The sequence below is a fragment of the Cyanobium sp. Cruz-8D1 genome (genome assembly GCF_024345975.1).
Lineage (GTDB): Bacteria > Cyanobacteriota > Cyanobacteriia > PCC-6307 > Cyanobiaceae > Cyanobium.
In genome coordinates this window covers 17,820-28,100 of sequence record NZ_JAGQCD010000037.1, presented here as the reverse complement: position 1 = coordinate 28,100, position 10,281 = coordinate 17,820, and the positions used below count along the sequence as shown (strand labels likewise).

13 protein-coding genes and 1 tRNA gene are annotated in these 10,281 nt (G+C 61.9%); 9 read left to right on the top strand and 5 right to left on the bottom strand.

The genetic code is table 11. The features are described from left to right. Positions 1 to 1,714 precede the first annotated feature (1,714 nt). From KBZ33_RS17055 to KBZ33_RS17020, 8 genes are all read left to right on the top strand, one after another. Positions 1,715 to 2,092: a VRR-NUC domain-containing protein gene (locus KBZ33_RS17055; protein ID WP_254954589.1), complete on the top strand. Its 378-nt coding sequence runs from the start codon at positions 1,715 to 1,717 to the stop codon at positions 2,090 to 2,092. Positions 2,093 to 2,311: 219 nt separating this feature from the next. Beyond that, positions 2,312 to 3,007 carry an XRE family transcriptional regulator gene (locus KBZ33_RS17050; RefSeq protein WP_254954586.1) on the top strand — a complete coding sequence of 232 codons (696 nt, stop codon included), beginning with the start codon at positions 2,312 to 2,314 and terminating at the stop codon, positions 3,005 to 3,007. 150 nt (positions 3,008 to 3,157) lie between these two features. Further along, positions 3,158 to 3,856: a hypothetical protein gene (locus KBZ33_RS17045; protein WP_254954585.1), complete on the top strand. Its 699-nt coding sequence runs from the start codon at positions 3,158 to 3,160 to the stop codon at positions 3,854 to 3,856. Then, complete coding sequence (locus KBZ33_RS17040; RefSeq protein ID WP_197163991.1) at positions 3,853 to 4,089, top strand: hypothetical protein; 237 nt, start codon at positions 3,853 to 3,855, stop codon at positions 4,087 to 4,089. The genes KBZ33_RS17045 and KBZ33_RS17040 overlap by 4 nt, the downstream gene beginning before the upstream one ends. Further along, complete coding sequence (locus KBZ33_RS17035; RefSeq protein ID WP_254954584.1) at positions 4,082 to 4,675, top strand: hypothetical protein; 594 nt, start codon at positions 4,082 to 4,084, stop codon at positions 4,673 to 4,675. Before KBZ33_RS17040 ends, KBZ33_RS17035 begins: the two co-directional genes overlap by 8 nt. Further along, complete coding sequence (locus tag KBZ33_RS17030; protein ID WP_254954583.1) at positions 4,675 to 4,959, top strand: hypothetical protein; 285 nt, start codon at positions 4,675 to 4,677, stop codon at positions 4,957 to 4,959. Before KBZ33_RS17035 ends, KBZ33_RS17030 begins: the two co-directional genes overlap by 1 nt. A 44-nt stretch (positions 4,960 to 5,003) precedes the next feature. Then, entirely contained in the window at positions 5,004 to 5,759 is a 756-nt protein-coding gene (locus KBZ33_RS17025; RefSeq protein ID WP_254954582.1) for a KilA-N domain-containing protein, read from the top strand. Positions 5,760 to 6,131: 372 nt separating this feature from the next. Continuing rightward, the gene (locus KBZ33_RS17020) at positions 6,132 to 6,377 is read left to right on the top strand and encodes a helix-turn-helix domain-containing protein (RefSeq protein WP_254954580.1); all 246 of its coding nucleotides are present in this window, start codon (positions 6,132 to 6,134) and stop codon (positions 6,375 to 6,377) included. A 108-nt stretch (positions 6,378 to 6,485) separates the two neighbouring features. Here KBZ33_RS17020 and KBZ33_RS17015 read toward each other — a convergent pair whose 3' ends face one another. The 4 genes from KBZ33_RS17015 to KBZ33_RS17000 form a co-directional block, all read right to left on the bottom strand. Next, complete coding sequence (locus tag KBZ33_RS17015; protein ID WP_254954579.1) at positions 6,486 to 7,181, bottom strand: hypothetical protein; 696 nt, start codon at positions 7,179 to 7,181, stop codon at positions 6,486 to 6,488. 3 nt (positions 7,182 to 7,184) lie between these two features. Next, positions 7,185 to 7,895, bottom strand: coding sequence for a hypothetical protein (locus tag KBZ33_RS17010; protein WP_255011863.1), 711 nt, complete (start codon positions 7,893 to 7,895; stop codon positions 7,185 to 7,187). Between the two features lie 111 nt (positions 7,896 to 8,006). Further along, positions 8,007 to 9,059, bottom strand: a complete 1,053-nt coding sequence (locus KBZ33_RS17005; protein ID WP_254954577.1) for a hypothetical protein — start codon at positions 9,057 to 9,059, stop codon at positions 8,007 to 8,009. 348 nt (positions 9,060 to 9,407) lie between these two features. Continuing rightward, a tRNA-Val gene (locus tag KBZ33_RS17000) sits at positions 9,408 to 9,479 on the bottom strand. 75 nt (positions 9,480 to 9,554) lie between these two features. Here KBZ33_RS17000 and KBZ33_RS16995 point away from each other — a divergent pair. Next, positions 9,555 to 10,091 carry a metal-binding protein gene (locus tag KBZ33_RS16995; RefSeq protein ID WP_254954576.1) on the top strand — a complete coding sequence of 179 codons (537 nt, stop codon included), beginning with the start codon at positions 9,555 to 9,557 and terminating at the stop codon, positions 10,089 to 10,091. Here the strand turns inward: KBZ33_RS16995 and KBZ33_RS16990 are convergent. Continuing rightward, entirely contained in the window at positions 10,081 to 10,245 is a 165-nt protein-coding gene (locus KBZ33_RS16990; protein ID WP_254954575.1) for a hypothetical protein, read from the bottom strand. The genes KBZ33_RS16995 and KBZ33_RS16990 overlap by 11 nt on opposite strands. Between the last annotated feature and the right edge of the window lie 36 nt (positions 10,246 to 10,281).

Below are 10,281 nucleotides of genomic sequence, written 5' to 3'. Positions count from 1 at the left end.
CCGGGCGTGGGAATCCACGAGGGATTGGCTTGGTGTCGCAACCCCAACCTCTCATGGCTCCATGCCCACCCAATGGCTTGAGACCCATTGCGCCGCAATGGCTCTTGGTCTTGTGTCCGTCAGTCAGGTCTGGCGGTTGGAGGCCCAGGTTGTACGTCGCTGCTTTAGTTCTGTAATAAGAACTTTTCCGCACGAGTCTGAACTACCGTCGCCAGATTTAGGGAAGCGATCTTTCAGAGCCCTGGAGCGGCGAGTCGTATTTTAGGAAAGACTTTAATGGTCTTCTTGGCAGGGCAAAAGGTGAATCGTTAATGGCGCCTATTTTGTGCAGTCGTACGTGCCAAATGGGATTCCCTTGCTGCTGGTGCTGTCAATATCTGGCACACAGATACCCTTGCGAATTGTCTGATCCGGGAAGCGAAAAAAGGGTATATAATGCCCCGATCCCGTCATTCCAAATGACACTTCATGCATATCTTCGCATGAGCTTAAGACTGCAGTTGCCCAATTTGCCATGAGCGCTGGAGAGTTCATTAAATTATTTGCTCGTGCGATCTGATCCCTCTGGGTAGACGTTGGGGCGCCTTGAAACTGAGCGCGTCCTGGGCTTATGCCAATTGTGATATAACCATGCTCGCGGTCCCTCTTATGGCTGAAAAATCCAATAACCCCCGTAGTCTGTTGGACGCGCTCTAAAAGCTTAGCCACTGCAAGATCACACGAGGTGTTGCCGATATGGGCTGACATCGCCGGAGGAGATTCGGTGGCGATAACAATGGAAGCGGCTAGAAAGCGCAGGAATGAATGCTTCATGATTGGCAATGTCTTATTCGGGTAATCTGAACGGCGAGATCATGCTGAAGGTGGCGGGTCGTCTCCATGGAACGCTGTTTATAGCCTGGACGCTTGGAATGCCAGAGAGAGCGGCCGTGATAGTAGGGGCTGTGATTTCATGGCGAGAAGTAGTACCCCCACTCGTACTGCATAACATTCATGCCACCCTCGCCGGAGACCGTGCGGGTGTGGGGGCCTTCGGCGAGATCGACCCATTGGAATGTGCGAGCCGTGTTGTCTGGAAAGAACCCAACTGGTATCCCACCTTCGTGCCAGTGATTGAAGCTCACAAGCCCAATGTCAGGGCAGGCGTCCATGATCCGAGCCCCAAGCGAAGAAAGGTAGACAGGTGATGAGAGAAGGCCCTGATAAAGCTTGTCGGAGTCCCCTGAGAGGTTGATATCCAGTTGTTGTGACCTGCCCTGAGGGGCGCCGTAGTAGTACTTTTCGATGGAAGTGCTATCCAATGTCATTGTTGGGTACACTGTCCTAGCCATTCGCGTGCCCGAGTTTGCCCTAAAAGGGGAAAAGAAGCCTTTTGCCCTGAGCTCTTCTTGGACTGATGACTGGGCTTGCGCACAGGTGGATGTCGAGTCCTTCAGCCTGGTGAAGTGGAGAGATTGCGCTAGAGCGCTGTTGCTCCAGGCCTGCAAGCCATACCAGGCCATCAGGACGAGAAGCGCTGGGCGGAGTGCTGATGCGTATGAGTGCAGTGTCCATATCCGACGGCTGTTTCGCTTGGTCCTCGATGACATAGGCGTGTCTCCTCAGACGGTCAGGTTCATTTAGATCAGTCGTCTCTGCGCGCCTTGGTGGCCCGCGGTGAGTGTGGGACAGGCTCGGGTGTGCCAGATCGTTCCCCAGTCTGGCAACAGGAGGCATGGCCTCCTCCCCCAGCGAACACGAGATCCAGCAGCGCATCCGTCTGGCCTGCGGCCGCGGGCCGGTGCGGCTCTGGCGCAACAACACCGGCGCCCTGGTCGACCAGCAGGGGCGCTTCGTGCGCTTCGGGTTATGCAAGGGCAGCAGCGACCTGATCGGTCTGCGCTCGCTGGAGATCACGCCAGAACTGGTCGGCCAGCGGCTCGCCCAGTTCGTTGCCCTGGAGATCAAGACGGGCTCCGGAACAGTCAGCCCTGAGCAGCGGGCCTTTCTGCAGCTGGTGCAGCAGCTGGGCGGGGTGGGGGCGGTCTGCCGCTCGATTGCACAGGCCCAGGCGTTCCTGGCCCTGGATCCCATGGACGGGTCGGGCCAATGAACAGGCCCGAACTCCGCAGGCAGCTGCAGGCCCTGGCCCGCCGCCATCCAGGCATCCACCCCTACACGCTGGCCCTGCGCTTCCAGGCCCAGACGGGTCGGATTCTCACCGGCCAACAGGTCAAACAGCTCTTGGCCGAGCCAGGAGACCATCGAAAGCAGCCTGCCAAGCTGTAACAAGCTCTGGCTTGCAGTGCCAAGGAACGCTTAGGATCGGGCTATGGCACAAGCAAAAAAGCCCGTCAAGCGCACCTACCAGGCCGTCCTGGACTGGCAGGACGAGTCCCGCAGAGCCTTCGGGAAGATGCTGCTCAACTGGCGGCGCCGTAACGGCTGGACCCAGTACACCGCCTGCGAATGGGGCACGGAAGCCGAGTTTGAGGTCATCTCCTACGGGAACCTCTCGGTGATCGAGCAGGGCAAGGCCGGTGAGCTGCGTCAGAAGGCCTTCTTCCAGCTGGAGGAGCTCAACCGCCGCCTGGCGGAGAAGGACTGGGGACCGGTCAAGTCCCAGCGGTTGAAGGACCAGCTGAAGGAGGCGGAGCCCCTGCGCGGGGATGACGACAAGCTCTGGGATGCCGTCGATTTCTGGAGCTGCTACATCGGCTATGCGCCGGTGCCCAGGTCCTATCAGGCAGCGCCCGCGCCGACGCTGACCCCCAAGCGCGCCGAGGAGATCTGTCAGAAGTGGCGCCAGCACGTGCGCCGCGTCATCAAGGAAGGTGGTCTCGACGTGACCCAGGCCCTGGAGCAGCTGGTCATGGGTGCACCGAAGGAGCACCAGAAGCGTTTCTCAGAGGTGCTGGCCATCGACGACTACAGCTCGGTTGAGCTGGCTCAGCTCTGGGTGGATGGCGAGGAGTTCCTGCCTGAACAGTGGATCAGCGCCTGGGAGCAGACGGCGCTGGCCGCCTAGGAGGCCTGCCCAGACAGGGGTCGTCCTCAACCCGGACAACTCCGAGCACGGGCCAGGGTTGCGCCTAGCGTTAGCTAGCTGCTAAGCTCAGGCCAGCGGGCACAAGCCCGGCTCTCAGTTGCCATGACTCAATCCCTCGCACGCGCAGGCGTGCCAACCGACGCTCTTGAGCTGCTCGACGAAAAGGGCAGCGCCGAGCGCGCTCTCACCGCCGCCCTGGCCTCCTTCCAGGAACAGGTGCAGGCCGTTCCATCCCTTGATTTGGCTGCCGTGGTCGAAGCAGCCAGACCAGCCTTTGCTTCAGGCATCGCCTTCAGTGCCCAACTGGTTGACATCCGCGGCCGCAACAAGTTGCGCGTCACCGTGATGCACGCTGGCGGTGCTGAGGTCAGCAGCGAGGAGTGGGCCGACCAGGTCGACGACTTGCTGAAGGCTTCCGGCTGGATGCTGGCCATGCTGCTGGGCATTCCTTTGGCCAGACAGGCTTTGCCTGTAGAGCCTGAGAAGATGGGGGCAAAGAGCCTCGCAGTCGTCGTGCATCCTGAGGCCCCGACTGGACCTGGGCCCAGCGAGGAGGAAGGGGCTGTTCCGGCAGGTGACATCGATGTCGCCCTGGAGGCTCTAACGCCCCAGGAGATCGAGGCCACCCACCAGCGGATCCTCACCCTGCCTCAGGCCGCTCGCCAGGAGCTGACCAAGGCGTTCCGCGAGCACTTTCAAGTGCCGCGCAGTGCTCGCTCCATCGGTGATCGCATCACCCAGCACCAGCACGCCGCCTTCATCGACCACTTCCTCGAGGAGTGCCAAGGGCAAGGGCTTGATGGCGATCAGTCGCCTGCAGAGCCATGAGCAGCCGGCGCCGATATGGCGAGCAGCCCCGCTCAGTGGCCGGCCGCCACTTCATCCAGACCCAGGTGCGCACTGACGTCTACCTCCGGGTCCGCGAGGTGATGGAGCGCCACAACCTCTCGGCCAGCGGAGCAGTGCATCACCTGCTGCGTGAGCGATTTGGTTTGCCGCCCCTTCCCCCGTTCGATCAACAGCCCATTTCCACAGTTCACCCCGATTCAACCCATGGCTAAGGACATTTTTCGCAGCCCCCTCGCCGAAGTGCGTTGGGCCCACCTGATCACCCCCCGCCACCAGCTCGACAAGAGCAAGCCCAAGGCCTGGACTTGTGACTTGCTGCTCCCCAACAACGACGAAAAAGCCCAATCCTTTCTGCTGGCAATGGAGGACCAGTTCATCGCTCTCCACGGCAGCCGCAAGCGCCGGGCTGAGAAGGGCTTCCCCTGGAAGGCGGATAAGGAGAAGCCCAGCGAGATCACCGTGCTGCGCTTCAAGGTGCCGCAGTTCCAGCGGCGCGATGGCTCTCTATCCGAGGGGCCGCGCATCGTTGATGCCAGGAAGCAACCCTGGGATGGGGCCGCCATAGGCAACGGCTCCAAGGTGATCGTCGCCTTCGACATCTACGACTGGGACGGGGAAAACGGCTGCGGCATGACCTTCCAGCCGCGTGCCGTTCAGGTCGTGGAGTTCGTGCCCTACGAGCAGGTCGACCCCACCGACGGCTTCGATGAACTCGATGGATACACGACGGGTAGTGCCGCGGAGACCGGAAGCACTACGGGTTGGGCTGTTGATGACGACGACGAGGCCCCCTTCTGATGGCCTCGCCACACGTGCGCAGCAAAGGGGCCGCCGGGCCCCGTCCCCAGCTGCCGGCCTTCTGCCGGAGCCGCCGGCCGGCCGTCATGGTCACGGCTTCCAGCCTGGCTTGCTTGCGCGGCCTGGTGCTGCTGGGGCTGGCGTTTCAGCTCAGCACCCTGCTGCTCGTGCTCGCCGAGCCCGTGCCGCCGCGGCCGGTGACCAGCACCAACACCGTCTTCCGTCCCGATGCCGGCAGTGATGCCGGTGAACTCCAACCCGTCACACCGTTTTCAGACCGATGAACACCACGACGACGTCATCCCCTTTCGCTGCACCTGTCGCCTCGATGAATCACCCTGCTCTGGTCTCCCGCTCCTGGAACGGCACGCCGATCTCTCGGCGCACCGCCGACGGCTACGTCAATGCCACGGCCATGTGCAAGGCCAACAACAAGAGGTGGTCTGACTACCGCGAGTCGGACCGGTGCCAGCTCTACTTGGAAGCTCTGTCCCAAACAACGGAAATTCCGGTGTTTGATCTGATCCAGTCCCGTCAGGGGCACGGTGGTGGGACCTGGGTCCATCCCCAGGTCGCGGTCGACCTGGCCCGCTGGATCAGCGCACCGTTCGCGGTCTGGATGGACGGCTGGTTCTTGGAGAGCGTCCAGCAAGCGCAGCCGGCACAGGTGGAGACGACTGCTACGCCCCGGCTCCGGGAAGCCGAGGTGATCGCCCTAGTGGAACGCAGCATCGTCGTGTTCGAGCAGCTCGGCGGCCTGGATGAACGCGATCAGCTCCTGTTCAAGGACATCGTGCGCAGCAACCTGCTCACCGCCAGCTCGGGAATGCTGCCCGGTGCCCCGACTGACGAGGAGCTCACCTTGGGGGATGCCTGGCTGGAGGTGTTCCAGCAAGTGCTGCCGCGCAGCCAGTTCTGCGCAGCCGGCAAGCTCGTGGCCAGGGCTTACCGCGAGGAGTTCGGCGAAGAACCCCCGCGCCGCCAACAGTTTGTTGACGGGGCCCCGCGCCAGGTCAAGAGCTATCGCCGCTCCTGGTTGATCGACACCCTCAAGCGCTTCCGCGCCCAGCTGACGGGGGGCTGATGGCTGGCACCAAGACCGTCTTTGGCAACGATGCCGGCACACCGCTTTCAGACCGATGAACAATCTGACGACCTTGAGGGCGTGGTCCACGCCCTCCCTGAGTCCCAGGCAGGAGGGTTCGACCTCATCAAGAACCCTCATTTCAACTGAGGGTGCCCCAGCAGGTGCCAGGCCGAAGGGTGTGAATTCAGTTCACAACCCTGGCAATGAGCAGGCTGGCACCGATGTCTGCAACGTGATGGCCATCGGCAATCCTCGCCAGGCCCCAACTGAGGTTGGCGCCAACGAGAAGGGAGTCATTTCAGCTGACCCCCTTGGCGGTGGGCGCCGCAAGAACTCCGCTGCGGTCGACGTGCTTGCGGAGGTGGCCTGATGGAGAACCAGGCGACCCCACCCCCACCGGGACGTCACCGGGTCTGGGTCACGACGGCAGATGCCTGCGCAGCCCTGGGGATGAGCCGCGAAACCCTCCGCCAGCTACGCCTGCGAGGAGTACTTATCCCGGGCAAGCACTACCGCCGCTGGGGCTGCACCCAGGGCCGGGGGCCCCTGCAGTGGCACCTGGAGAACGTCGAGGCCACGATCACGGGCTGGAGCCGGAGGCATCTGCACTCCTGATGCTCAGAGCTATTCAGTAAAAGCTGACGGGTTGCCTCTGTTCATATCTGCAAAGCCTCCGCAGAAAACTTCCTTGGAGGCTTTGACTTAATCGGTCTCCGATCCGATTTAGAAGCCCAACGACTCAACCTTGGGCGGGGCTTCAGAAGCCCAATTGGCGTAGACCTTCTTCCAAGCCGCTACGGTGTCTTTCCCAATTTCTGAAAGGACAGCACTGCCGGTTCCCTCCGTTGAGAAGCGGATGTAGCCATTCTTTCCTGCAGGATAGTTGCGCAATGCCGCAGCTATCTCACTGGTAACCGTAAAGCGTCCATTACAGCCCTTGACCACCAGGAAGCTGTCGCCATCAGAAATCCAAAGAATGTCAGCCTCGAAGGGGACAAATGTTGCAATCCTCTCGCTAAAGCCACCACCAGTGCTAAGCAGCCAATAGCCCCCTATGGTGATCCCAAAACGTCCCCAGGCAGAAAAGACTTTTGAGCCTCCAGGAACGAAATTTTGATCGTAGACAGCTACCGCCTGCCCCGTAACTGGATCATTAAGAGCTAGTGCCTGCGAAAAGGGCAGGTCATTCTTGGGGAAGCGAAAGTCCGAGTTGAGCTGGACATCTTTGAGATCACTGTAGCCACTAGGCAGGACAGTTTTGCTAATGCGAGTGACTGTTGATCTAAGATTTTTTTCGCAAAATACGTTTTGAGCCGTCGTGGTTGCGGAGCTTCCTGCGTTGCCGATTTGAGCAACCCCTGGGGCTGCGGAAGTTGCGAGCAGAAGGCCGCAGACAAGGCTGGAGAAAGTGTGTTTCATGATCTAGAGAACTTTGTCGTATTGAAGCAGGCGTAGCATCTTGGCGTATTCGCCCACGGCCCTACTGGAAATGTTGACCGTGAACTCGCCTTCGCTGGTGGTTACCTGAAAAGAGAGCGGCGACGCCGGCGAGCCGATGATCACTCGCCTTAATCCACTCGGCACGTAATACCCACCACGGGCCAAGATCGGCAGGCTGAATGATTGCCCACCCATCCGGGCCGTAACCTTGGTTGGATACTGATAGATCAAGGCGCACCCAGCACAGCCTTCGTAGCGAAGCAAGCGGAGCGCCACCGGATAAAAGGTGGCCTCAAAACCACGACTTGGCGCGGCAGCGTCGAAGTCCTTTGTGCGAACCGCAGGGATCTCACGGAGTATTTCTGGATTCTTATAGAATCCAAAGACATCCAGCATGCACTGATCGAAGCAGGCAGGCACTTCCAACTTGACGCGTTCCAGCTCATCTGGCTTCCACTCGCCGATCGCAAAGCGGCACTCTTTGATTTGGGGATCTTTGGCGCAAAGCGCAGCAAGACTTCTCGCTTCTTTGAGCTCAACAATCCGATAATCCAGGCTTGTCGACTGAAAGCCTTGAGCCCAAACACTGGGAGAAGCAAGGACCGTAAAGAGCGCGACGGCAGCCGCTATCCGTCGATCCATAGGCGCCTGGCGTTTCTCTAACCCTAGACCCGCACCTATTGGATATCCCACCGATGCATGATTTGCATTGCTTTGGGTGGGCCACCTCTCCAGAGCATCCCTGACATCCTCACAGCGCAAACAGAGGTCAACGAAGCAAGCACTGGTTGTCTGGGGCGCTCTTCAGGCATCAGAGCCCTGGCTCAGCCGCCGCTCCGCCTTGGCGAAGGCGTCGTCCACCACGTCATCCCCGCACCAGCGGCTGTAGGCCGCCAGGTGGGTCTGAACGCTATGGCCCATCGCCGCTGCCACCACCTTGGGCGGCAGGTCGCAGATCACGTGAGCCCGGTGGGCGTAAGCGTGACGGCAGGAGTAAAGCACCAGCTTTTCGCCCTGAGCTTCGTAGTCGCGCTTGAGCTCCATCCAGAGGGAACGACGCCGCAGGTACTGGCTGATGTCCTGTGCACCATGCCCGGGTCGCATGGGTGGAAGCAGGTCTGAGGCGTAGGTCTCCTCCAGATTCCAGGCGGCAGCCCACTGGTCACAGGGAAGCAGCCTCAGGGGCCGGGGCTTGGTCTTGCCGCGTGCGGCCACCTTTTCGTAGAGGCACCAGAGGCGTCCCTGCCTGAGCTCAAGGTGCTGGATCTCCTCCGGCCGCAGCCCATAGGCAGCGATTAACTGGAAGCAAAGACGCCAACGCGCGTCCGGGATGGCCCGCACCATCGCCTGGATGTGCTCCGCAACCATCGGAGTGGTGACCGTCCGCTGCTTGCGGGAACGGCCGATGAACGGCCCAAGATCCTGAGGAGGATCCCAAACCTGCCCCAGGCAGCCCTGCTGGACCAACCACCGCAGCAGGGCAGCGGTGTACTGCACCTGCAACTGCCTTGTGCGGCAACCAGGCCGTTCCGCCCACTGCTTCGCTGTCAGGCGCAGCAATGCATCGGCCTCCTTTGGGCCACCACTGGTGTCCGTGGCCAACAGGTCGAGCAGCAGGTTCATCCGCGGGCGGTACATCCGCTCCCAGGTGGCGGTCTTCACCTCACCGCTACAGAGCTTGTGATCGCGGTACAGCTCGACCAGGGCTGACCAGGAAAGGCCAGGACCAGCATCCACAGCAAACTGTTTGGATAGTTCCGTGCTGGCGGAAGCCTGCGGCTGCTCCTCTGGGAAGAGCTGGACCAAGGCCTCATCGAGATCCACGCCGTCCTGAAACGACGAATGCAGAGCAACCACCGCATCCCGCACCTCGTCCACATGGTTTCCGTCCCAAGGGATTGGGAGCAGCAGCTGGCGGCGCCTACCGCCGCCGGCATGAGCTGTGATGTTGAGCCGGACCAGGCCGCGGTGGTTAGCGACACTCCAACCCCGCCGACAACCGCGACGAGCCAGGGAGTGAGACACGCCTGCACGCAGCACTGTCTCCCAGGCGAGGGGGGCAGCCATGTGAGAAGGAACGTGAGAAGGTATGTGAGAAGGTTGGGCTCAAAGCCTGGCATGCCCGTGCAGAGCCCAACACGCGCTGGAACAGCAAAAGTCTGTGCAGAAGCAGCTTTTCGCCGAATTTCAAGGCCCTGTCTGGGATGCCCGATGCCGGTTTCGAACCAGCGACATCCTGCTTGTAAGGCAGGCGCTCTACCGCTGAGCTAATCGGGCGGTGGCGCCATTGTGGCGGAAGGGGCGCCGCGGACCGTTGGCCGGTACGTTGCCGGTAGCGTCCGGACCCCGGCCATGGCCAGCGGCCGCAGCCACGATCGCGCCACCCGACGGCTGGCCCTGCCGTTCGCCCTGCTGTGGTGGCCGGCCCTGGGGCCGGCGGGCGCGGCCGTCGCCGCCGGAGCGTTCCTGGTCGGTGGCCTCTGGCTCTCCCCCGACCTGGACACCCACTCCAACGCCACCAGCCGCTGGGGCCCGCTGCGGCTGCTGTGGTGGCCCTACCGGCGGCTGCTCAGCCACCGCTCCATGTTCTCCCACAGCCCCCTGCTCGGCACCTCCCTGCGACTTGGGTGGCTGGCGTTATTGGTGCTGGCGGCCTGTGCCGCCCTTGGGCCCCTGGGCGCTCCGCCGCCTGGCGACGTGCTGCAGCGGGGACAGGAGCTCTGGCGCGCCCAGCGGCCCCTGCTGCTGACGGCCTTGGTGGGCCTGGAGGCCAGCAGCTGGCTGCACCTGCTCCAGGACGGCGATCCGATCCCCCGAGTGCCGCGCCTGTTGCGTCGCTTCAGGAGCAAGAGCCGTCGGCGGCGGAGGCCCGCCGGTCCTAGCCCGTGAGTCGCTCAAGGCTTGTTGGACGGTGTCGGCGACGCGGAACTCCATCGCTACGCCGCTGCCGCCCAGTCCACCAGGGGTAACCCTCGATGCGGGCGCTTCCCCGCGCGTCGTGGCTCACCAGGGTGGCCTGGCGCTTGAGGGTGGTTGCCGGCACGGCAGCCGCACCGCAGTTGTTCAGGCTTTTGCAGCG

Bases quoted from the DNA above. Each gene is read 5' to 3' on its own strand.
- KBZ33_RS17035 (WP_254954584.1), top strand. From the start codon at position 4,082: ATGGCTAAGGACATTTTTCGCAGCCCCCTCGCCGAAGTGCGTTGGGCC.
- KBZ33_RS17030 (WP_254954583.1), top strand. From the start codon at position 4,675: ATGGCCTCGCCACACGTGCGCAGCAAAGGGGCCGCCGGGCCCCGTCCC.
- KBZ33_RS17015 (WP_254954579.1), bottom strand. From the start codon at position 7,181: ATGAAACACACTTTCTCCAGCCTTGTCTGCGGCCTTCTGCTCGCAACT.
- KBZ33_RS17020 (WP_254954580.1), top strand. From the start codon at position 6,132: ATGGAGAACCAGGCGACCCCACCCCCACCGGGACGTCACCGGGTCTGG.
- KBZ33_RS16995 (WP_254954576.1), top strand. From the start codon at position 9,555: ATGGCCAGCGGCCGCAGCCACGATCGCGCCACCCGACGGCTGGCCCTG.
- KBZ33_RS17040 (WP_197163991.1), top strand. From the start codon at position 3,853: ATGAGCAGCCGGCGCCGATATGGCGAGCAGCCCCGCTCAGTGGCCGGC.
- KBZ33_RS17050 (WP_254954586.1), top strand. From the start codon at position 2,312: ATGGCACAAGCAAAAAAGCCCGTCAAGCGCACCTACCAGGCCGTCCTG.
- KBZ33_RS17025 (WP_254954582.1), top strand. From the start codon at position 5,004: ATGAATCACCCTGCTCTGGTCTCCCGCTCCTGGAACGGCACGCCGATC.
- KBZ33_RS17055 (WP_254954589.1), top strand. From the start codon at position 1,715: ATGGCCTCCTCCCCCAGCGAACACGAGATCCAGCAGCGCATCCGTCTG.